General features: G+C 53.7%; 23 protein-coding genes. 13 read left to right on the top strand and 10 right to left on the bottom strand.

What is annotated here, in order from left to right:
• Positions 1 to 7: 7 nt before the first annotated feature.
• Positions 8 to 835, bottom strand: coding sequence for a 2,5-didehydrogluconate reductase DkgA (dkgA, locus tag LCD46_18995; GenBank protein UOY70113.1), 828 nt, complete (start codon positions 833 to 835; stop codon positions 8 to 10).
• A gap of 105 nt (positions 836 to 940) precedes the next feature.
• Entirely contained in the window at positions 941 to 2,104 is a 1,164-nt protein-coding gene (yqhD, locus tag LCD46_18990; GenBank protein ID UOY70112.1) for an alcohol dehydrogenase, read from the bottom strand.
• A gap of 195 nt (positions 2,105 to 2,299) precedes the next feature.
• Here yqhD and LCD46_18985 point away from each other — a divergent pair, with 195 nt between their 5' ends.
• Positions 2,300 to 3,199 (top strand): AraC family transcriptional regulator, encoded by a 900-nt coding sequence (locus LCD46_18985; GenBank protein ID UOY70111.1) that lies wholly within the window; start codon positions 2,300 to 2,302, stop codon positions 3,197 to 3,199.
• A gap of 46 nt (positions 3,200 to 3,245) precedes the next feature.
• On the opposite strand, the gene LCD46_18980 is transcribed toward LCD46_18985, so the two are convergent.
• On the bottom strand, positions 3,246 to 3,905 hold the full coding sequence (locus LCD46_18980; GenBank protein ID UOY70110.1) for a DedA family protein: 660 nt from the start codon (positions 3,903 to 3,905) through the stop codon (positions 3,246 to 3,248).
• Between the two features lie 143 nt (positions 3,906 to 4,048).
• A complete protein-coding gene (gene metC / locus LCD46_18975; protein ID UOY70109.1) occupies positions 4,049 to 5,236 on the bottom strand; it encodes a cystathionine beta-lyase in 1,188 nt (395 codons plus the stop codon).
• Between the two features lie 251 nt (positions 5,237 to 5,487).
• On the opposite strand from metC, the gene exbB reads away from it, so the two are divergent.
• Positions 5,488 to 6,219: a tol-pal system-associated acyl-CoA thioesterase gene (gene exbB, locus LCD46_18970; GenBank protein ID UOY70108.1), complete on the top strand. Its 732-nt coding sequence runs from the start codon at positions 5,488 to 5,490 to the stop codon at positions 6,217 to 6,219.
• 4 nt (positions 6,220 to 6,223) lie between these two features.
• Positions 6,224 to 6,649 carry a TonB system transport protein ExbD gene (gene exbD / locus LCD46_18965; protein ID UOY70107.1) on the top strand — a complete coding sequence of 142 codons (426 nt, stop codon included), beginning with the start codon at positions 6,224 to 6,226 and terminating at the stop codon, positions 6,647 to 6,649.
• Between the two features lie 45 nt (positions 6,650 to 6,694).
• On the opposite strand, the gene LCD46_18960 is transcribed toward exbD, so the two are convergent.
• Positions 6,695 to 7,147 (bottom strand): cytoplasmic protein, encoded by a 453-nt coding sequence (locus tag LCD46_18960; protein ID UOY70106.1) that lies wholly within the window; start codon positions 7,145 to 7,147, stop codon positions 6,695 to 6,697.
• Position 7,148: 1 nt separating this feature from the next.
• Positions 7,149 to 7,553, bottom strand: coding sequence for a hypothetical protein (locus LCD46_18955; GenBank protein ID UOY70105.1), 405 nt, complete (start codon positions 7,551 to 7,553; stop codon positions 7,149 to 7,151).
• Positions 7,554 to 7,656: 103 nt separating this feature from the next.
• Between LCD46_18955 and LCD46_18950 the strand changes: the two genes are divergently transcribed.
• Positions 7,657 to 8,160 (top strand): RNA helicase, encoded by a 504-nt coding sequence (locus LCD46_18950; protein UOY70104.1) that lies wholly within the window; start codon positions 7,657 to 7,659, stop codon positions 8,158 to 8,160.
• A gap of 81 nt (positions 8,161 to 8,241) precedes the next feature.
• The gene (locus tag LCD46_18945) at positions 8,242 to 8,730 is read left to right on the top strand and encodes a TIGR00645 family protein (GenBank protein ID UOY70103.1); all 489 of its coding nucleotides are present in this window, start codon (positions 8,242 to 8,244) and stop codon (positions 8,728 to 8,730) included.
• Between the two features lie 44 nt (positions 8,731 to 8,774).
• Here the strand turns inward: LCD46_18945 and LCD46_18940 are convergent, their stop codons facing one another.
• A complete protein-coding gene (locus LCD46_18940; protein UOY70102.1) occupies positions 8,775 to 9,815 on the bottom strand; it encodes an aldo/keto reductase in 1,041 nt (346 codons plus the stop codon).
• 229 nt (positions 9,816 to 10,044) lie between these two features.
• Between LCD46_18940 and LCD46_18935 the strand changes: the two genes are divergently transcribed.
• The 3 genes from LCD46_18935 (at position 10,045) to LCD46_18925 (ending at position 12,643) form a co-directional block, all read left to right on the top strand.
• Positions 10,045 to 11,592 (top strand): methyl-accepting chemotaxis protein, encoded by a 1,548-nt coding sequence (locus LCD46_18935; protein UOY70101.1) that lies wholly within the window; start codon positions 10,045 to 10,047, stop codon positions 11,590 to 11,592.
• A 127-nt stretch (positions 11,593 to 11,719) separates the two neighbouring features.
• Complete coding sequence (locus LCD46_18930; protein ID UOY70100.1) at positions 11,720 to 11,974, top strand: hypothetical protein; 255 nt, start codon at positions 11,720 to 11,722, stop codon at positions 11,972 to 11,974.
• 390 nt (positions 11,975 to 12,364) lie between these two features.
• A complete protein-coding gene (locus LCD46_18925; GenBank protein UOY70099.1) occupies positions 12,365 to 12,643 on the top strand; it encodes a hypothetical protein in 279 nt (92 codons plus the stop codon).
• A 10-nt stretch (positions 12,644 to 12,653) separates the two neighbouring features.
• Here LCD46_18925 and LCD46_18920 read toward each other — a convergent pair whose 3' ends face one another.
• Positions 12,654 to 13,244 carry a TetR/AcrR family transcriptional regulator gene (locus LCD46_18920; protein UOY70098.1) on the bottom strand — a complete coding sequence of 197 codons (591 nt, stop codon included), beginning with the start codon at positions 13,242 to 13,244 and terminating at the stop codon, positions 12,654 to 12,656.
• Positions 13,245 to 13,385: 141 nt separating this feature from the next.
• Here LCD46_18920 and LCD46_18915 point away from each other — a divergent pair, with 141 nt between their 5' ends.
• The 3 genes from LCD46_18915 to LCD46_18905 are packed head-to-tail and all read left to right on the top strand — an operon-like array spanning position 13,386 to position 16,254.
• Entirely contained in the window at positions 13,386 to 14,441 is a 1,056-nt protein-coding gene (locus LCD46_18915) for a sugar phosphate isomerase/epimerase (GenBank protein UOY70097.1), read from the top strand.
• Positions 14,442 to 14,465: 24 nt separating this feature from the next.
• Positions 14,466 to 15,362 (top strand): alpha/beta hydrolase, encoded by an 897-nt coding sequence (locus LCD46_18910; GenBank protein ID UOY70096.1) that lies wholly within the window; start codon positions 14,466 to 14,468, stop codon positions 15,360 to 15,362.
• On the top strand, positions 15,352 to 16,254 hold the full coding sequence (locus LCD46_18905; protein UOY70095.1) for an alpha/beta hydrolase: 903 nt from the start codon (positions 15,352 to 15,354) through the stop codon (positions 16,252 to 16,254). Before LCD46_18910 ends, LCD46_18905 begins: the two co-directional genes overlap by 11 nt.
• A gap of 73 nt (positions 16,255 to 16,327) precedes the next feature.
• On the opposite strand, the gene LCD46_18900 is transcribed toward LCD46_18905, so the two are convergent.
• Together LCD46_18900 and yghU are read right to left on the bottom strand one after the other, a co-directional pair.
• Complete coding sequence (locus LCD46_18900) at positions 16,328 to 16,660, bottom strand: glycine zipper family protein (GenBank protein ID UOY70094.1); 333 nt, start codon at positions 16,658 to 16,660, stop codon at positions 16,328 to 16,330.
• 160 nt (positions 16,661 to 16,820) lie between these two features.
• Positions 16,821 to 17,687 (bottom strand): glutathione-dependent disulfide-bond oxidoreductase, encoded by an 867-nt coding sequence (gene yghU / locus LCD46_18895; protein ID UOY70093.1) that lies wholly within the window; start codon positions 17,685 to 17,687, stop codon positions 16,821 to 16,823.
• Between the two features lie 245 nt (positions 17,688 to 17,932).
• Between yghU and LCD46_18890 the strand changes: the two genes are divergently transcribed.
• Positions 17,933 to 19,522 carry an ABC transporter substrate-binding protein gene (locus LCD46_18890; GenBank protein UOY70092.1) on the top strand — a complete coding sequence of 530 codons (1,590 nt, stop codon included), beginning with the start codon at positions 17,933 to 17,935 and terminating at the stop codon, positions 19,520 to 19,522.
• A 45-nt stretch (positions 19,523 to 19,567) separates the two neighbouring features.
• The gene (locus LCD46_18885) at positions 19,568 to 20,521 is read left to right on the top strand and encodes an ABC transporter permease (GenBank protein UOY70091.1); all 954 of its coding nucleotides are present in this window, start codon (positions 19,568 to 19,570) and stop codon (positions 20,519 to 20,521) included.
• Position 20,522: the final 1 nt, after the last annotated feature.

The following is a 20,522-nucleotide window of genomic DNA, read 5'->3' as shown; positions in this document are numbered from 1 at the left end:
TTTTTATCTATCCGCCAAACTGCTCCGGGTCTGGCCCAAGCCGTTTGCCCTTATCCAGTTTCGCAATCTCACCCAACTCATCTTTGTCCAGGCGGAAATCCCAGACGTCGAAGTTCTCGGCGATGCGCGAAGGGGTGACCGATTTCGGGATCACCACCAGGCCGTTATCCAGATGCCAGCGAATCACAATCTGTGCTGGCGTCTTACCGTATTTATCCGCCAGGTCGCGAATAATTTTCTGATCAAATAGGCCTTCACCACCCTGAGCCAGCGGGCTCCAGGATTCGGTCTGGATATTGTGGGTTGCGTTCCAGGCGTGAAGCTGGCGCTGCTGCATCAGCGGGTGCAGCTCGATCTGATTGATGACAGGAGCGATACCCGTCTCGTCGATCAGGCGCTGCAGATGGTGAACCTGGAAATTACAGACACCGATACTTTTCACCCGCCCCTCTTTTTGCAGCTCAATCATTCCTTTCCAGGCATCAACATAATGGTCGATAGCCGGAACAGGCCAGTGCATCAGCCAGAGATCGATGTAATCGAGCTGGAGCTTGTCCAGGCTCTCCTGCAGGGCTTCGCGGGGGCGCTTTTGATCGTCGTTCCACAGTTTAGTGGTAATGAAAAGGTCGTCGCGGGGCAAGCCAGCGCTGGCCAGTGCCTTACCCACACCGTCTTCGTTTTTGTACGCAGCGGCGGTATCAATCGACCTGTAGCCGACTTCCAGGGCTTTATGAATGGCGGAGACGACCTCGTCGTTACCGGCTTTCCATACGCCGAGCCCCAGTTGGGGCATCACGTTGCCGTCCTTCAGCCTGATTACGGTTTGGTTTGCCATTTTTCCTCCTTCAGGTGCGCATCGTCGGAGGGTTTCTCCGACGATGGGGTATGCATTAAGTCTGGACGAAATGTCAAAAAACGAAAGTCGGGAGGACAAAAACGCTTAGCGTGCCGCTTCGTAGATACGACGGCTCACGTCCAGCGTGATGTCGCCGTGCTCACCCAGGTGAGTCATACCGTGTTCTTCCAGTTTCGCCAGCAGGGCAGGGATGGAGCTACCATCCAGGCCGTAGCCAGAGAGACGCGTTGGCACGCCCAGGCCTTCAAAGAAGTTGCGGGTCGCTTCGATGGCGGCATCAATACGCGCATCGTCAGAACCTTCGGTAATGTTCCACACGCGCTCGGCGTACTGCAGCAGTTTGGCGCGTTTGGTGTCACGTTTTTCGTTCCACAGCGCAGGCAGTACTACGGCCAGCGTCTGAGCGTGATCCAGACCGTGCATGGCCGTCAGTTCGTGGCCCAGCATATGGGTTGCCCAGTCCTGAGGCACACCCGCACCGATCAGGCCATTAAGCGCCTGCGTTGCCGCCCACATCACATTGGCGCGAACATCGTAGTTTTCTGGCTCTTTCAGCGCTTTCGGACCTTCTTCAACCAGCGTCAGCAAAATGCCTTCCGCGAAGCGATCCTGAATTTTGGCATCCACCGGGTAGGTCACGTACTGCTCAACGGTATGCACAAAGGCGTCGACCACACCGTTAGCCACCTGACGTGCAGGCAGGGTGTAGGTGTAAACCGGGTCGAGGATGGCGAACACAGGCTGAACGTGTTCGTTCATAAAGGCCTGTTTATCACCGGTGGTTTTGCGGGAGATCACGGCACCTTTGTTGGATTCAGAGCCTGTGGCTGGCAGAGTCAGTACCGAGCCCATCGGGATAGCGCTTTTCACATCGCTGCCACGGGTTTCCAGGATATGCCATGGGTCGATGCCGTCAGCGTAATGTGCCGCTGCGGCGATGAATTTGGTGCCGTCCAGCACTGAGCCACCGCCAACGGCCAGCAGGAAGGTGATGTTCTCTTCGCGGGCGATTTTCACTGCATTCATCAGCGTTTCGTAAGACGGGTTTGGCTCAATGCCGCCGAATTCACGCACGTCCAGACCTTCCAGGGCACTGTAAACCTGATCCAGCACGCCGGTTTTTTTCACGCTGCCGCCACCGTAGGTGATCAGTACGCGGGCGTCAGCAGGGATCTGTGCGCGCAACTCGGCAATAGCGCCTTTACCAAACAGAATGCGGGTTGGGGTGTGGAGATTAAAGTTGTTCATTGCTCGTTCCCTTATGTGGGTGAAAAATCGTGGTGGCGCAGAAGGCTACCTGATGCTGCACATTGTGGCTGTCCGGGGCTATCCTCTCAATGCACATTCCTGCCGATGTCTTGCCCATTTCTACAGAGCGCTGGAGAAAGCGCGGAAAAGCACGCACACTATCAACGTCGGAAACCGTACCCGGAGTAACGTAATATGAACCGTGAAGCGATCTGTCATCAGCTCACAATGCAGATTAAGAGACTGATAGATAATGAAAATGGTGTCAGCAATTTGCTGCCGGACATTCGCCTGCTCTACGGTACGCAACCCGGGACGCGCACGCCGGTCATGTATCAACCAGGCATCGTTTTTCTCTTTTCTGGCCATAAAATTGGCTATATCAATGAACGAGTCTTCCGTTACGACACCAATGAATACCTGCTGCTGACAGTACCTTTACCCTTTGAATGTGAAACTTTCGCGACAGAGGCCGTTCCGCTGGCGGGTATTCGCGTCAATGTCGATATTCTTCAGCTGCAGGAGCTGCTGATGGAGATTGGTGAAGACGAGCTTTTCCAGCCTTCAATGGCATCAAGCGGGATTAACTCCGCGACATTATCTGAAGAGATCCTCTGCGCCATTGAGCGTCTGCTGGACGTAATGGACAGGCCGCTGGATGCACGTATTCTCGGCAAGCAGATTATCCGCGAAATTCTCTACCATGTACTGCTGGGGCCGGGGGGAGGGGCTTTACTCGCGCTGGTGAGCCGACAGACCCACTTCAGCCTGATAAGCCGCGTGCTCAAGCGTATTGAAAGTCAGTACACGGAAAACCTGAGCGTCGACCAGCTCGCGGCAGAAGCGAATATGAGTGTTTCGGCGTTTCACCATAATTTTAAGTCGGTGACCAGCACTTCACCGCTGCAGTATCTCAAAACCTACCGCCTGCATAAGGCGCGAATGCTGATGATCCACGATGGCATGAAGGCCAGCGCGGCGGCGATGAGGGTGGGCTATGAAAGTGCGTCGCAGTTCAGTCGGGAGTTTAAGCGCTACTTCGGCGTCACGCCGGGGGAAGATGCGTCACGTATAAGAACCATGCAGGGAGCGTGAAGGGGAAGCTTAGGCCGGGTAAGCGGTAGCGCCACCCGGCTTTTGTTTATGCACTGCAGTACTTTTTCTTAATCACTACCGCGATGGTCCCTACCAGCCCTGCCACCAGCAGGAAAATCGGCAGCACCATCAGGAAGGTCATCACCTGATCTTCGTGGTGTTTCACGAACGGGATCATATTCAGCGCGTAGCCGAGCGTCGTGACCACACCAACCCACAACAGGGCGCTCAGCCAGTTAAAGAACTGGAAGCGGCGGTTCGACAGACCAGAAATGCCCGCCATTGTTGGCAGCAGAGTACGAACAAACGCCAGAAAACGCCCGGCCAGCAGTGCCAGCAGGCCATGCCGATCAAACATGCAGGTCGCACGTTGATGATATTTATGCGGTAACTGGGCCAGCCAGCTTTTCACGACGCGCGTGTTCCCAAGCCAGCGGCCCTGCAAATAGCTCAGCCAGCAGCCCAGGCTGGCTGCGGAAGTGAGGATCACCATCGTTGGCGTGAAGTCCATGACGCCTTTGCCGATCAACGCCCCGGCAAGTAAAAGCAAACTGTCACCGGGTAAAAATGACGCTGGCAGTAATCCATTTTCCAGAAACAGAGTCGCGAACATCACGAAATAGACGATACCTAAGACGTGAGGGTCCGCCAGCGCGGCAAAATCGTGTTGCCAGAGCGCTGCGATAATATCTTGAATAACAGCCATGGACTTTCCTGTGGAACAGCAGATATAGAGCTATTGTACTCCTTTATTTGCGCTTCGGGTTTGATCCCGGGCGCAACTAATGCGGACTTTTCTGGTGGCAATGTTCACAAAAACGTCCAGGGAGTACATTTTCAGCCAGCACTCTACACGATACGCTCAAACCCTGCTGTTAAATCCGCGATTAAATCGTCAACATTTTCTAAACCGATATGCAGTCGGATCAGGGTTCCGCTGAAGTCCACTTCACCACCGGGACGCAAAGCCGCGATCTGCTCCGGTTGGTTTGGCAGGATCAGGGATTCAAAGCCGCCCCAGGAGTAGGCCATGCTGAAGAGGGTAAAATTATCCAGATAGTTTGCCAGTTCGTCATTATTCAGCCGTTTTTTAAGAACGAATGAGAACAAACCGCTACTCCCCGTAAAGTCCCGTTGCCAGTATTCATGACCTTTGCTGCCGGGCAACGCCGGATGGTTGACGCGCTCAACCTGCGGGTGTTGCGCCAGCCATTCGGCTATTTTCAGGCTGCTTTCGTGATGCTGACGCAGGCGCACGCCCAGCGTACGGAGCCCGCGGCTGGTCATGTAGGCGGTATCCGCATCCACCATTTGCCCCATCAGGTAGGCATTTTCACGCAGCTGATCCCAGCAGCGTGCATTGGATACCGCAGTGCCAATCATGCCGTCAGAATGGCCAATCAGGTATTTGGTCGCCGCCTGAATCGAGATATCAATGTCAAACTCCAGTGCTTTAAACAGCACGCCCGCCGCCCACGTGTTGTCGATCATGATGATCGCTTCTGGCGCTTTGCTGCGAACCGCTTTCACGATAGCCGGGACGTCGTGGACTTCCATGGTGAGTGACCCTGGAGATTCCAGGAACACGATACGCGTGTTTGGCTGAATAAGTTCTGCGATGCCTTCGCCGATCAGCGGGTCGAACCAACCGGTTGTTACGCCGAGCTTACGGAGGATTTTGGTGCAGAAGTCCTGGCTGGGTTCATAGGCGGTGTTGGTCATCAGAATATGATCGCCTTGTTCCACAAACGCCAGAATGGTATTGGCGACGGCTGCCGCCCCACACGGGAACAACGCACAGCCCACGCCGCCTTCCAGTTCGCACATGGCCTCCTGGAGTGAAAAATGGGTTAGGGTGCCGCGACGACCATAAAAAAGTCCGCCTTTTGCGCGGTTACGCGTGGCGATTTTTTTCTCCTCAACGGTATCAAATACCAGTGAGGAGGCTCGTTGAATCACGCTATTGACCGATCCCTGGGTGTATTTTTTGCTGCGTCCTGCCTGTACCAGCGTGGTATCAAGATGCTTCTTTGTCATGTTCGCTAACCCTGTTTTTATACGTCTGGACGTCCAGACTACCACGATTGTAAAAAACTGCACCCGGATGCTTATCGAATAAGCAGAAAATATTAGCAAAAAACCGCATAAGAAATTTTTACTGCGTAAGCGCAAGGAAAGTGAGCGAAAATTACGGCACCATGCAAATACTAATGAGAACTACTATCAATTCGACGATGTTTTGATATTATTACGTTCAGATTTTGTGATTTGCGTCCTGGAGATACAGAGTGGGTAATAATTTGATGCAGACGGATCTCTCCGTTTGGGGCATGTATCAACATGCTGACATCGTGGTTAAGATTGTGATGATCGGCCTGATTCTGGCGTCCGTTGTCACCTGGGCTATCTTCTTCAGCAAAAGTGCTGAACTGCTTTCGCAGAAGCGTCGCCTTAAGCGGGAGCAACAGCAACTGGCTGAAGCCCGTTCTCTGGATCAGGCTTCAGATATGACCTCATCCTTCCACGTAAAAAGCCTGACCACCCTGTTAGTTAATGAAGCTCAGAACGAGCTGGAACTTTCCGCTGGCAGTGAAGATAACGAAGGTATTAAAGAACGTACCGGCTTCCGTCTGGAGCGTCGTGTTGCCGCTGTAGGTCGACATATGGGCCGTGGCAATGGTTATCTGGCGACTATCGGTGCGATCTCGCCGTTCATCGGGCTTTTCGGTACGGTCTGGGGCATCATGAACAGCTTTATCGGTATCGCGCAGTCTCAAACTACCAACCTTGCGGTGGTTGCGCCGGGTATCGCGGAAGCGCTGCTGGCGACGGCAATCGGTCTGGTTGCAGCAATCCCGGCTGTGGTTATCTACAACATCTTCGCGCGTATGATTGGCAGTTACAAAGCCACTCTCGGCGATGTTGCAGCACAGGTTCTGCTGCTGCAAAGTCGCGATCTTGATTTGAATGCCAGCTCGGTTAAGCCGGTGCACGCGGCGTCTAAACTGCGCGCAGGTTGATGCTATGGCGATGCGTCTGAACGAAAATCTGGACGATAACGGCGAAATGCATGAAATCAACGTAACGCCGTTTATCGACGTTATGCTGGTTCTGCTGATTATCTTCATGGTGGCTGCGCCGCTGGCGACGGTGGATGTGAAGGTGAATCTACCTGCCTCTTCCAGCCAGCCACAGCCGCGCCCGGAGAAGCCAATCTATATCTCGGTAAAAGCGGATAAATCCATGTTCCTCGGGAACGACCCGGTGACGGCCGACTCTGTCATCCCGGCACTGGATCAGCTCACGGGTGGCAAGAAGGACACCACGGTCTTCTTCCGTGCGGATAAAACCGTCGATTATGAAACCATGATGAAGGTAATGGACACGCTGCATCAGGCGGGTTATCTGAAGATTGGGCTGGTCGGCGAAGAGAAAGCGACCGTGAAGTAAAAAAGAGCTGGCGAAAGCCGGCTTTTTTTATGCATATCGGTTTGATTATTTTTTTGTATCAGTGGATGCAGGAGCGGTCGGGTGAGAAGCCAGCGCGTCCTCATCAAGCGCCACGCAGGTGACGTTTGAGGTACGGTACTCACCGTCTGACAGCTTGCGCGTCAGACGCAGGGTGGCGATTTCTCTGGCAAGCAGATACTGATAATTGGCCTCAAGACGTCCCAGCACCTTCTCTTTCAGCTCTGGACGCTGCTCGATGATGGCATTCAACACGGCACCGTAAATTTCTTCTTTGACCTGTAGCGGGTAAATTTCACGGCGATTCTGCCATTTCAGACGCACCAGCGTCGCCGGGATCGATACCAAATCTTGTGTTATACGCGTCATCTCGTCATTTTTTGTCTTTCTCAGCGCGTCGAGATTTTGCTTTAAGATAAATTCATCACTTTTTTTATCATCTAAAGTCAAATAAACGTCGTTATTTTTAATTTCTTTCACGTTAATCTTCCCCCAGGGTGTAAAATATAGGGTTGTTTTTTTCTCGTGTAATTAGATTAAGCCAAATTTCATTGCCCGCTTCATTTATTTCTTCTGTTTTTTCGGCCATTATTTGACTTAGTTTCTGGGCATCTATTTCGCCTTCGGCTTGCAGGTCATTCAGCAGATGGACAAAGGCTTCAATTTTTATAGCGCGAAATAAGCGGTCCTTTATATGACGATCGTGCTCTTCCAGCAACATATTACGGGATTTCCCTGTTTGGGAAACGCCAATTAATATGTCAGGCTCGAAATCGGAGAGCTTTCTTTTTCCCTGAGTGAAACTCGCCTCTTTTTCTGCTTCCGCGGGTTGCTGTTCCACAGACGCAATGTGGTACTTAGCCGGGACGAGATAGTCGGGCAGCATTTTTAATTTCCTTTAATTTCAACAGGGTGGGGTTGGTAAAGGCGTGAGATTCGTTGACAATATCATGAGGCAATTTTAAAATCAAAAAAAATGGAGCCTACCCATGAACAGCATCTTTTTTACGGTCATCACATTACTATTACTGACCGCTGGTGTTCTTTTATTGATGCAGGAATTCAATAAAACGAAAGTGTCGAAGGACGCCAGTGAACCTCCACAACCTGAACGGATGACAAAAGAGGAAGGGGAAGATCATTTCTCTGTATTGATGAACTCAGTAACGCCTGTTTGGTACTGGCGGGTGAACCATGAATATATCGACTTTTTACACGCGACAATTAAACGCATGAAAATGTCGGAAATTAATGATACGCCCGGACTGTTTGAGGCACAGCGTCGCTGCAGCGACCTGAATTCAGCAGTGTATAAATATTATGATAATATCAAAAAACGCTGTCTGAACGGTGAGAAAGTATCATATTCTGACCTCGACGTATTAAATCTGCGTCAGTGCTTTCGTGAGTTCAGTCTGGAAGCCTATCCTGAGCTGGTGGCGCTTGTCTGGCCTGAGTACGCACGTCCGGAGGTTAACCCGGATAACGTCTGAGTGACGTACCGTTGAGTTATTGCAAACAGTCAGCGCCGTTGAGATATACTGGGCGCTGGTTTCTTTTGCAAACAGGACTTTATGGAACGCTTTTTTGAAAATGCCATGTACGCCTCTCGCTGGATACTGGCTCCCGTCTATTTTGGCCTTTCGCTGGCGCTTATCGCTCTGACGATTAAGTTCTTTCAGGAAATCTGGCATGTTCTGCCGAACATTTTTTCCATTGCCGAAGCGGATTTGATTCTGGTTCTGCTGTCGCTGGTAGATATGACCCTGGTGGGCGGACTGCTGGTGATGGTGATGTTCTCTGGCTACGAAAATTTTGTCTCCCAGCTTGATATCGACGAGCGTAAAGAGAAGCTCAGCTGGCTGGGCAAAATGGATGCTTCATCGCTGAAGAACAAAGTGGCCGCGTCGATTGTGGCAATCTCCTCTATCCACCTGTTACGCGTATTTATGGACGCGAAAAATGTCCCGGATAACAAACTGATGTGGTACGTCATTATCCATCTGACGTTTGTGTTGTCTGCATTTGTGATGGGGTATCTGGATAAGATCAGTAAGAAGTAAAGTACGTGTCCCCCTCGCCCTACGGGCTGAGGGGGCGAAAAGACCTATTTATCCGATGATGCCTGCCACAGGTTCAACTCCCCGTCCGCAACATGTCGATCAATCCTTTCCAGCTCATCTTCGCTGAAGTGCAGGTTATCCAGGGCCCGAACGTTTTCTTCGATCTGGGCCGGGCGACTTGCACCGATCAGCACTGAGGTAACGCGTTCATCCTTGAGCAACCAGCTCAGTGCCATCTGCGCCATCGTCTGTCCACGGACATGCGCCATTTCACTCAGCAAACGCAGGCTGTTGAGATTGGCTTCGGTCAGCATTTTTTCCGTCAGGCCGCGTACCTTTTTACCCTCGCGCTGCATGCGAGAATCTTCAGGGATCCCGTTCAGGTATTTTCCGGTAAGCAACCCCTGCGCCAGCGGGGTAAACGCAATGCAACCCGTCCCGTTTTGCTTAAGCGTATCCAGCAGGCCGGTGTTATCTACCCAGCGGTTGAGCAGGTTGTAGGATGGCTGATGAATAAGCAGCGGAATTTTCCACTCACGCAACAGGTCAGCCATTTTCTGGGTGCGCTCCGTTGAATAGGATGAAATCCCGATATACAGCGCTTTACCGCTTAGCACAGCATGGGCCAGTGCCGCCGCAGTCTCTTCCATCGGCGTATTTTCATCGACGCGATGGGAATAGAAAATATCAACATACTCCAGACCCATCCGCTTCAGACTTTGATCGAGACTGGCAAGCAAATATTTGCGCGAACCGCCTGACCCATACGGCCCCGACCACATGTCGTAACCCGCTTTAGTGGAGATAATCAGTTCGTCGCGATACGCGGAAAAATCCTCACGCAGCAGGCGGCCGAAATTCTCTTCCGCGCTGCCTGCCGGAGGGCCGTAGTTATTGGCGAGATCGAAATGAGTAATGCCGAGATCGAAGGCTTTGCGCAGCAGCGCGCGCTGGGATTCGAGAGGGTGTACGTGGCCAAAGCTATGCCACAAACCAAGCGATAGTGCTGGCAGGCGCAAGCCGCTTTTTCCGCAGTAGCGGTACTGCATATTTTCATAGCGGGCGGGGTCAGGGTTCCAGGACATGATGTCTCCTTTTTTATCGTTGAATTTTCGAAACAACGTTTTCATTCTGAACTTATCACATCACAAATGACATAACTAAGCGCGAGGTGATGGTTAACGTCAGCTGTGTGACTAATGAAGCCACGCTAATCAAAAATGATCACAAAACGTTATAATTTCCCCGGTTCCTGCCGATAACGAGAGAAGTACTCGCCTCTGGGCGAATTCACCCTCACGGCAAGGAAGACTTATGAATATGCTCCGTAATTTCACGATCCGCTTCGTCATGCTGACGATTCTCGGGATCTTTTGTTTAATGTGGGCGGGTGTTGGCCTGTACAGTACCTGGTCCCTTTCGCGTGTTTCGGATGGCAATGACGTGGATCGTCAACTGGTCAAACAGATGACGGTACTCAGTCAGGGCAACGATCAGTATTTCCGCTTTGTGACCCGTTTGAGCCGTGCGATGGAAGTCAAAGCCGCAGGCGGCACGCCGGATTTGGCCTCTGCCCAACAGGCACTGGATAACATGGGTAAGAAACTGGCCGAGATGAAAGCGATCTCGCCAGGACCAATGGACGAACAGATTTCTGCTCAGGTCATCGGTACCTGGCAGGCGTTGCTTGATCAAGGTATCACGCCGCAAATGCAGCAGGCGAAGCTGGAGACTCTGGATGGCTATCGCCAGCAGGCCAATAACGTTACCCCGCCGCTAAGCCGTGCGTTTGGTGCTGCTGCCGAGAACTTTAACAACGCGGCCGCGAAGGCGCTCGACAGCACCCGCGTGGTGGTGGACAACCTGACCAGCATGACGCGTACGGTGATTATCACCGCCACTATTATCGGCCTGCTGATCCTGCTTTTCACCGACCGCTACCTGGTCGCGATGCTGGTCAAACCGCTGGACCGCATTCGCCAGCAGTTCCGCCAGATTGCCCAGGGCGATCTCAGTCAGCCAATTGAACCCTTCGGCCGCAACTGTGTGGGGCAGTTGGTTCCTCTGTTGAGCGCGATGCAGGACAGTCTGCGCGAAGCGGTCAGCACTATCCGCTCCGGCAGTGAAAATATCTGGCGCGGTGCGACGGAAATCTCCAGCGGTAATAACGATCTCTCTTCCCGTACCGAAGAGCAGGCTGCTGCGCTGGAAGAGACGGCTGCCAGCATGGAACAACTGACTGCAACCGTGAAACTGAATGCGGAAAGCGCGCGTCAGGCAAGCCAACTGGCAGATGTGGCATCGACCACCGCCAGCCGTGGCGGCTCGCTGGTGGAGGAAGTGGTGACCACCATGAGCGGCATTTCTGAAAGCTCGAAGAAAATTGCTGAAATCACTAACGTCATCAACAGCATTGCCTTCCAGACCAACATTCTGGCACTCAATGCGGCCGTTGAAGCGGCGCGCGCGGGTGAGCAGGGGCGCGGTTTCGCCGTGGTGGCAGGTGAAGTCCGTAACCTGGCAAGCCGCAGCGCCAATGCGGCAAAGGAAATTGAGGGGCTGATTGCCGACTCCGTTACCCGCGTAGAGCAGGGCGCGCAGCTGGTGGGCGACACCGGCACCACGATGGATGCGATTTTGCGCGACGTGACGGAGGTGACAACCATTATGAAACAGATCGCCTCAGCTTCTGAGGAACAAAGTAAGGGTATTTCTCAGGTCGGTATTGCCATTACGCAGATGGACGGCGTTACCCAGCAGAACGCCTCGCTGGTGGAGGAGGTTTCTGCAGCGGCTTCTGCACTGGAACGCCAGACCGAAGAGCTTCAGCGCTCGGTGCAGAAATTCCGTCTCACCGCATAACGATATGTTGCAAGGCTGCCAGGTGCGGCCTTGCATTATTAGCGCCTTCCTCATTTATATTTCTCTGAAACTGCTATTCTTTGGCTAAACCCACTGACGTTCTGGGCTCCTTCTACGAGGTGTTGCTATGAACAGATCGTTGTCCGTCATCCCTGTCCTTTCTGTCATGTTTCTTGTGCTGTTTTCGGTATCTGCCAGCGCCACCCAGCAGGCGCAAGAGCGGCGTGTGTCGCGTGATGTCAGGCAGGAAACCCGCGACGCGTCACGGCAGGTGAAGCAGACCTGCGTGGCGAACAATAACCAGAGTAATCACGACTGCCGTCAGGACAAGCGTCAGATGAAACAGGCCGGACGGCAAAAAGCGCGGGATATTAAGTATTAATTAGATTTGCGAGACGGCTTCCGGGAATGCCCCTTGTCGGCTCGGGCAATACTGCCAGGTCTTAACCCAGTTGCTGATCGGCCGCGCCCTGCCAGAGGAGATGGCGCGCGTGATAGAGGATTTGCTGTGTGAGCTGGTGGGATATTACGCCGATACGCTGAAAGCGCCGCGCTGGATAAATACGCCGGAAGGTCATATCGCGATTAATTAAAATTGTTTTATGTTGCCGGGCGGCGGCTGCGCCTTGCCCGGCCTACGTTATTATTTTCATGTGTTAATGTAACAATATATTTGGCATTTTCTGCACCGTAACGGCGATGGGAATTAATATAGCCTTAAGCTCCTCCCGACATTATTAATTTTCTTATTTTACCGGAAATAATACAGTCTATGAAAAAGTCCTATATTGTATTGGCCGTCATGGCAGGCTTGGCTATGGTTAATTCAGCAATGGCGCAAAGCGTCACCGTGGATGTCCCGAGCGGTTATAAAGTGGTGATTGTCCCGTCATCCACCACGGTTCCGCAGGCGGTAGCCGTCGCGCCTGCACCGTCACAAACGGTCTATGCCGCGCCAGCGCCTGCTCCGGTTTATCACCCGCGTGCGCGGCATGTGGCGAGCGTGGCGGAAGGGATGGTGATTGAGCATCAGTACGACGATCATCATTGATGCTTCGCACTCAGCAATGCGGCAGCAGGCTAAGCGCTTGCTTAACCGCCGCCTGCAAACGAGATTCAGGAACACCGTCTCTGGCCTGCACCGACAAACCATGTAAAAAGACGGCAAAATAGTCTCCCAGACTCTCTGCATCGGTCGTATCCGGCAGTTCACCGTTATGCACTGCCTGGTGGAGACGATCGATGATCTGCTGCGTACGCTGCAGGCGATGCTGTGCCAGCCAGGTTTTGAGCGTTTCATTTTCCGCACTGACGCTGGCTGCAGAGGCCACCACCATACATCCTTGCGGCAAATCCGGATGGCAGTACAGGTGAACCGCATCCATTAACAGCGTCTGGATGGTATCCCGCACGTTGCCCCCTGCGGATAAGGCCCGATCCGCAAAACCGCCTTCCTGTTTTTCGTAATCGGCGATAGCTTCCCGAAAGAGCTGCTCTTTTGAACCGAACGCCTTGTAAATCCGTGCCGATGCAATCCCCAGCTCTGCCACCAGATCCGACATTGAGGTTCCTTCATAACCCTGTCGCCAGAACAGGTTGCGCGCTTTGATAAGCGCCTGGTCACGATCGAACTGGCGCGGTCTGCCTGCCATTTTGTTGCTCCGGTTGGTCCTGAATTCAGTGAAACAGGATCGCCTAAATCATCTGGATTACCAACGAATTTATAATTTTCGCTTGCGGTTATCCGGCTTTACTCCTATTGTTTGTCAATCGACAAACAATAGGAGTATACGATGAAAACCCTCAAAGGTCCCTCTCTCCATCTGGCTCAGTTCAGCGATGATGCGGCCCCATTCAATAATTTGCCTGCGATAGCCCGGTGGGCGGCGGAAACGGGGTTTAGCGCTCTGCAAATCCCGGTATGGGATCGCCGTCTCTTCGACGTGGCGACGGCGGCAGAAAGCCAGACCTACTGCGACGATCTGACCGGTATGCTGGCGGAGCATGGCCTGGTGGTGAGTGAGCTGACCAGCCACATCTTCGGCCAACTGATGGCGGTACATCCTGCTTACGACAGCTTATGCGACAGCTTTGCGCCGCCGGAAGTCCACGGCAACCCACTGGCCCGCGGCGAATGGGCACAGCAACAGCTGCTGATGGCGGTCAAGGCCTCTGCCAGGCTTGGACTCAGCGATCTGGGTACCTTCTCTGGCTCGCTGGCGTGGCCCTATTTGTTCCCGTTCCCGCAGCGCCCGGAAGGGTTAATTGAAACCGCCTTTGACGAGCTGGCCAGGCGCTGGATGCCGGTGCTTAACGCCTGTGACGAGCAGGGTATTAACCTCTGCTATGAGATCCACCCGAGCGAAGATCTGCATGATGGGGTGACGTTTGAAATGTTTTATCAAAGGGTGAAAGAGCATCCCCGCTGCCGGATACTTTTCGACCCCAGCCACATGGTGCTACAGCAGCTTAACTATCTGGAGTTTATTGATATTTATAAGGACATGATCAACATGTTCCACGTCAAAGACGCTGAATTTAATCCGACCGGGCGTCAGGGTATTTATGGTGGCTATCAGTCGTGGGTCGATCGTGCAGGACGTTTTCGCTCATTAGGTGACGGTCAGGTGGATTTCAGGGCTATTTTCTCGAAGCTGACTCAATACGATTATGCCGGCTGGGCAACCCTGGAATGGGAGTGCTGTCTGAAAAATCCGCTGGATGGTGCCAGAGAAGGTGCTGCGTTCATCCGCGACCATATTATTCACATCACCGATAAAGTCTTCGATGATTTCGCCGGTGCGCCAGTTAACCCTCAGCAAATCAACGCATTACTCGGCATTCGCTAAGCTACGACATCACAGGGAGTCACCATGGAACAACAATACGGTGAGATCGCGCACGCGGATCTCAGGGCAGAACACGTCTATACGAAAGTGAACGGACAGCGCATCCACTGCGTCGTGGCGGGAAAAGGACAACCGGTATTGCTGATACCGGGCTGGCCGCAGACCTGGTATACCTGGCGCTATGTCCTTCAGGCGCTGGCGGCGGCGGGTTTTCAGGCGATAGCGGTCGACCCTCCGGGCATTGTTGAGTCAGATAAACCGCGCGACGGCTATGATACCGGACGTGTCGGTGCCATGCTGCATACCATGATGGTGCAGCTGGGCCATGCGCGTTATAGCATAGTGGGTCACGATATCGGCATGTGGGTTGGTTATGCCATGGCAAGCGATTTTCCTCAGGCGATAGAAAGACTTGTGCTGACAGAAGCGGTTATCCCTGGACTGGCACCACCACCGCCGATTTTTGTCGCACCGGAAGAGAACATCTTTCTCTGGCACTTCATGTTCAATCAACTGGCGGATCTACCCGAAACCCTGACCAGCGGGCGCGAATCACAGTATCTCAGCTATATTTTCGACCGCTGGTCTCATCGACGTGAACGGGTTGCCGCAGAGGTGTATATCGCCGCCTATTCAACACCCGGCGGGCTGCGTGCGGGCTTCGACTATTATCGCGCTATCCCGGAAACCATCCGGCAGAACCAGCGCCGTGCGCAAACACCTTTAACCATGCCGGTGTTAACGGTGGGGGCCGAACATGCGACGCGCGATGCGCCGTTGATAACCCTACAGGGCAATGCCATTGATTTGCGTGGCGAGACGGTGGCGGACTGCGGGCATTTTATTACCGAAGAGTGTCATGAGGCGTTTATTGGGCTAATCGTACCCTTTCTCTCAGAGGACACCGATCGTGCCGCTTGATAAAAACATTGCTGACTTTCTGGCTGCGTCATCGGGCGCGCCGCAACCGGCGTCGTTAGCCGACCTGCGTGCCGCCACCGAAGTGGATTTGTTGCGGCTACAGGGTGAGGAGGAAACAGGTTGCGGCATTCAACATTACGTTGTTATCGCTGATGATGGTTACGCTATCGGTCTTCGCGCGTATACGCCTGCTGCCTCAAACGCTGAAATCGTTCTGCCTGCAATGCTCTTTGCTCACGGCGGCGGATGGTATCTGGGCTCGCTGGCGCTGTACGATCGGCCCTGTCAGGCACTGGCCAATGCTACTGGTCGGAAAATACTCTCCGTTGATTACCGTCTGGCACCGGAGTTCCCCTTCCCAAGGCCGTTAGAAGATGTTTATCAGGCACTGTGCTGGGCCAGTGAACAGGCCGCGCTTTTGGGGATAGATGCGACCCGTCTGGCGGTGGGCGGCGACAGTGCTGGCGGCAATCTTGCTGCCGCGACAGCTCTGCTGGCCCGGGGTCGCGGCGGACCTCACATTGAGCATCAGTTGCTGCTCTACCCGGCGTTAAGTCGCGAAATGTCGTCCCAAAGCTATTGTGAATTTGCTGAAGGTTATTATTTAACGCGTGATGCGATGGTGTTTTGCTGGGAGAACTATCTGGGAGAATGTCGTCATCCTTATGCCGAGCCGCTGCATATGGCCTCGCTGAGGGGGTTACCGCCAGCAACCATCCTGAGTTGTGAATATGATCCCTTGCGCGATGAGGCTGAAGAGTATGCTCTGCGGCTTGAGGAGGCGGGGGTGCCAGTACGCTGTGAACGGTTGCCGGGAATGGTGCATGCCTGCATGCATATGTCAGGGTTAACGCCAGCCGCGCGTCGGTTGTTCGAACGGGCTTGTATCTAATTCAAAAAAACAAAAAACCCAGCGCGATCGCTGGGTTTATTATTCATGCCTGTTCACAAGGTGGCACACAGCCCTAGTGCGTCGCTTCACCAATCAGCGCGCCTGTACCCGCACCAACCGCCGCACCTTTCAGCACGCTCTTGCCGGTAACCGCCGCGGCACCTGCGCCCACGGCAGCACCTACCGCACCACCTTTACGCGCGTCTTTGCCTTTTTCGCCGTTTTTGAACATCGCCCCCGTGCCAGCGCCAACGACGGCACCGCCAACGGTTGATTTCAGATCTTTGCCCGTGGCTGCGCCAATGGCCGCACCTGCTACCGCGCCGGCAGCGGTTTTGTCGATGGCCATTCCCGAGGTAGAAAAAATGAGAGCGCTGATAACCAGCGTTGTTTTAATGAGTTTCATAACAGATCCTTTGTGACTGCTGTCGGTTAATTCGTCGTATCTCACGGTCTGGTGTGAGAAAAACGGACAAATAGTGCCAGCAATATAGGGTCAGCCTTTAAGCTAATCATGCCCTGGGAAAGGATCCTTGCAGCCGGGCGGTGTCCCGCCCGGCCAGCTATCACGCCTGACGTTTGTCTTCGGTATTTGTCTCGAAGTCACTCGCCGCGTGGCGTTCGTGAAGCTGCTCGTTCAACTCGCCGCTGGTGCGGTTAACGATGCGTCCGCGCTTCACTGCTGGGCGATGCGCAATGTCTTTTGCCCAGCGCTGAACGTTGATGTACTTCTCCGCGTCCAGGAAGTCGGCGGCGTTATACACGCTGCCCAGCGCGACGCAGCCAAACCACGGCCAGATTGCCATATCCGCGATGGTGTATTCCTCACCGGCCACGTAACGGCCGCGCGCCAGCTGTTTATCCAGCACGTCGAACAGGCGTTTGGCTTCCATGGTGAAGCGGTCAATCGCATATTCAATTTTCACCGGAGCATAGTTGTAGAAGTGGCCAAACCCGCCGCCGAGGAACGGGGCGGCCCCTTGCAGCCAGAACAACCAGTTCAGGGTTTCCGTGCGGCCTGCCGGATCTTTTGGCAGGAAGTGACCAAATTTTTCTGCCAGGTAAAGCAGAATGCTGCCGGATTCAAATACGCGCGTCGGCGGAGTCGTGGAGTGATCGCGCAGCGCGGGTATTTTTGAGTTCGGGTTCACCTCTACAAACCCGCTGGAGAACTGATCGCCTTCGCCGATGCGGATCAACCATGCGTCGTACTCGGCGCCCGTCACGCCCAGCGCCAGCAGCTCTTCGAGCATAATCGTTACTTTCTGACCGTTCGGTGTGCCCAGGGAGTAGAGCTGTAGCGGATGAGAACCCACAGGGAGCTCTTTCTCATGCGTTGCACCGGAAATCGGACGGTTGATGTTGGCGAATGCACCGCCGTTGTTCTTTTTCCATTCCCACACTTTCGGTGGCTGATAAGTGTTGTCTGACATGTTGGTCTGCCTTTTGAGTGATGTGTTGAGGCAGTGTAGCAGGAGATTTGTGAACCGTTTAACGATGTGAGCGCAATCAATTAACCGCTATTCCTTCTGGCGCTTATATATATCAAATTCGGCATAAGCTTAATCGAAAATCGCATTTTCATAATTAATGCGGAAACCGATAAAGCTGCATATGATGCTTCAACATAAATAAAAGATGCAGTAATAAACACTTTATAAGGCAAGGAGTAAGTGAGATGCGCAAGCTTCTGTTATCGGCAGTGCTGGTTTCGCTCGCGTTAGGCCTGGCTGGCTGTGATGATGCGAAAAATAAAGAGACAAATACGCCCTCAGCGGCAAAAAGCGACGCGCCGAAAGAGGGTGGTTCGCTGATTATTGGTATAACCTCCGGAGACCCGTTAGCCGTTAATCCTCTCTATGCCAGCGACCGTACCACGTTAACGATCATGCAGGCACTCTATGCCCCGCTGTATAGCTTTAATAACGGCAACATTGAGTGGGGTCTGGCGGAAAGCCTGACGCCCTCCGCCGACAATCTGAGTTATACCCTGACGTTAAAACCCAACCTGAAATGGCAGGACGGCCAGCCGCTGACGGCGGACGACGTGGTCTTTACGTTCAATAAGCTGCTGGATGCCAAACAGCATAGCTTCTTCCGCAGCATGTTTACCTGGGGCGGCAAGCCCGTTGAGGTGAGCAAGGTTGACGACCGCACCGTTAAGTTCACGTTACCGCAGGTCAGTGCGGCCTTTACCGGCACTCTGGTACAGATCTACCCGATCCCGCAGCACGTGTTCGCCGGTGAAGGCGATCTGGAAAAGAGCAGCAAAAACGATGCGCCAGTGGGTTCTGGCCCGTTCAAATTCAAAGAGTACCGCGCCGGACAATATTACGCCCTGACCCGTTTCGATGATTACTGGAACGGCAAAGCGAAGCTTGATTCGGTCACCTACCGTTTCGCCAAAGACAGTAACGCCGCCAACCTTGCGCTGCAAAACGGTGAAATCAACCTCAAGATGGTTGATCCGCAGGATGTGAATCGCCTGAAAAATACCGGGAAGTTTGACTTTGTGGTCTATCCGGAAGGCCGTTTGGCCTATATGACGTTCAACCAGAACGTGCCGGTGATGAAGAGCAAAGAACTGCGACAGGCCATTGCGTATGCCATCAACAAAGATGAGCTAACCCAGACCGCGTTTACCTCGCTTGACTACGCTAAACCGGCGACGTCCTTCCTGACGCCCGATACGCTTTACAAGACGGATGACGTTGAACAGTACAAATTCGATCTGCAAAAAGCCAAAGACCTGCTGAAGACGTCCGGCGCGCCGGGCAACATCAAGCTGCGCCTGGCGTATGTGAACACCAACAAAACCCAGGAGAGCATGGCGCTCTATATTCAGCAGGCGCTGAAGGGCATTGGGGTGAGCGTGGAGCTGATGCCGCTGGACTCCAACGCCATGTCTCAGCGCAGTCTCGACATGAACAACACCGCGTGGGAGCTGAACCTGGGCGGCTACATCATGGGCTCCGAGCCGGATGGTTACAAATCGCTGTTCATGAGCAACGAAGCCTATAACTACGCGCACTACAAAAATCCGCAGTTTGATGCCCTGTGGGATAAAGGCGCGGTGGAAACCGACGCCGCGAAACGTGCCGATATCTACGAGCAAATTCAGCAGACGGTGGCGAATGACATGACGTACTACCCGATTGCCTACACCAATGCGACCGTCGCGGTGGACAAGCGTTTCGGCGGCACCCAGGAGGCAGAGCCGAAACCAGTCTACCTCTTCCAGGATCTGTCAAAAATCTATCAGAAATAAGCGATTGCCCCGGCCGTCGGGTCGGGGCTTTGGTAAGGGCACGTCGTGAACACACTTCTTACGCGTCGGCTGCTGCAATTACTGCCGATGCTGTTCTTTATTTCACTGGTGGCGTTTTTGCTGGTCAAACTCGCACCCGGCGATCCGGTGGCGGCCTACATTACGCCGCGCATGGCCCCGGAAGATATCGAGCGTATTCGCCAGAGCCTGGGGCTGGATAAGCCCCTGGTCACGCAGTACGTCCTGTGGCTAAAAAACGTCCTGCAGGGCGATCTCGGCTATTCGCTGATTTACCACCGCCCGGTGCTGGAGATGATCGGCGAACGCATTCCGGCCACGCTGGGGCTGATGGGGTCGTCGCTGCTGATGGCTATCGTGCTGGCGATCCCGCTGGGCCTGCTGGCGGGGGCATTTAAGCACCGCTGGCTGGATCACCTGCTGAACCTGTTCGCCTATATCGGCATCTCGGTGCCGATTTTCTGGTTCGGTATTTTGCTCATCACCGTCTTTGCCGTGCAGCTTAACTGGTTTCCCAGCATGGGGATGCGCACCATCGGCGTGGAGGATAACGGCCTGGACGTGTTGCGCCACGGCGTGCTGCCGTGCATTGCGCTCACGTTCTACAACCTTTCCAGCTACGTGCGCTACATCCGATCCAACACCATCTCGCAGCTCTCGGCCGACTACGTGCAGACCCAACTGGCTTACGGTGCCACGCGCTCCAGCATTCTGTTTCGCCACGTGCTGAAAAACGTGTTGCTGCCGGTTATCACCCTGTTCGGCCTGTCGTTCGGTGAGCTGATTGTGGGGGCCTATGTGACGGAAAGCGTCTTCTCCTGGCCAGGGATGGGGCTACTTGGGATCCAGTCGATCGCTTCGCTGGACTACCCGCTGATCATGGCGATCATCATGCTCTCGTCGATGATGCTGATCGTCGGTAACCTGATCGCCGATGTGCTTTATCGCTTCGCCGATCCCCGCATTCGTACGCTGAGGTAAC

This window comes from Enterobacter ludwigii (assembly GCA_023023105.1).
GTDB classification, from domain to species: Bacteria; Pseudomonadota; Gammaproteobacteria; order Enterobacterales; family Enterobacteriaceae; genus Enterobacter; species Enterobacter adelaidei.
The sequence above is the reverse complement of the archived record's forward strand: the minus strand, read 5'-3'. Positions and strand labels throughout refer to the sequence as shown.

Excerpts from the sequence above, each read along its gene's own strand:
- dkgA (UOY70113.1), bottom strand. The coding sequence starts at position 835 with ATGGCAAACCAAACCGTAATCAGGCTGAAGGACGGCAACGTGATGCCC.
- yqhD (UOY70112.1), bottom strand. The coding sequence starts at position 2,104 with ATGAACAACTTTAATCTCCACACCCCAACCCGCATTCTGTTTGGTAAA.
- LCD46_18985 (UOY70111.1), top strand. The coding sequence starts at position 2,300 with ATGAACCGTGAAGCGATCTGTCATCAGCTCACAATGCAGATTAAGAGA.
- LCD46_18980 (UOY70110.1), bottom strand. The coding sequence starts at position 3,905 with ATGGCTGTTATTCAAGATATTATCGCAGCGCTCTGGCAACACGATTTT.
- metC (UOY70109.1), bottom strand. The coding sequence starts at position 5,236 with ATGACAAAGAAGCATCTTGATACCACGCTGGTACAGGCAGGACGCAGC.
- exbD (UOY70107.1), top strand. The coding sequence starts at position 6,224 with ATGGCGATGCGTCTGAACGAAAATCTGGACGATAACGGCGAAATGCAT.
- LCD46_18955 (UOY70105.1), bottom strand. The coding sequence starts at position 7,553 with ATGCTGCCCGACTATCTCGTCCCGGCTAAGTACCACATTGCGTCTGTG.
- LCD46_18950 (UOY70104.1), top strand. The coding sequence starts at position 7,657 with ATGAACAGCATCTTTTTTACGGTCATCACATTACTATTACTGACCGCT.
- LCD46_18945 (UOY70103.1), top strand. The coding sequence starts at position 8,242 with ATGGAACGCTTTTTTGAAAATGCCATGTACGCCTCTCGCTGGATACTG.
- LCD46_18940 (UOY70102.1), bottom strand. The coding sequence starts at position 9,815 with ATGTCCTGGAACCCTGACCCCGCCCGCTATGAAAATATGCAGTACCGC.
- LCD46_18935 (UOY70101.1), top strand. The coding sequence starts at position 10,045 with ATGAATATGCTCCGTAATTTCACGATCCGCTTCGTCATGCTGACGATT.
- LCD46_18930 (UOY70100.1), top strand. The coding sequence starts at position 11,720 with ATGAACAGATCGTTGTCCGTCATCCCTGTCCTTTCTGTCATGTTTCTT.
- LCD46_18925 (UOY70099.1), top strand. The coding sequence starts at position 12,365 with ATGAAAAAGTCCTATATTGTATTGGCCGTCATGGCAGGCTTGGCTATG.
- LCD46_18920 (UOY70098.1), bottom strand. The coding sequence starts at position 13,244 with ATGGCAGGCAGACCGCGCCAGTTCGATCGTGACCAGGCGCTTATCAAA.
- LCD46_18915 (UOY70097.1), top strand. The coding sequence starts at position 13,386 with ATGAAAACCCTCAAAGGTCCCTCTCTCCATCTGGCTCAGTTCAGCGAT.
- LCD46_18910 (UOY70096.1), top strand. The coding sequence starts at position 14,466 with ATGGAACAACAATACGGTGAGATCGCGCACGCGGATCTCAGGGCAGAA.
- LCD46_18900 (UOY70094.1), bottom strand. The coding sequence starts at position 16,660 with ATGAAACTCATTAAAACAACGCTGGTTATCAGCGCTCTCATTTTTTCT.
- yghU (UOY70093.1), bottom strand. The coding sequence starts at position 17,687 with ATGTCAGACAACACTTATCAGCCACCGAAAGTGTGGGAATGGAAAAAG.
- LCD46_18890 (UOY70092.1), top strand. The coding sequence starts at position 17,933 with ATGCGCAAGCTTCTGTTATCGGCAGTGCTGGTTTCGCTCGCGTTAGGC.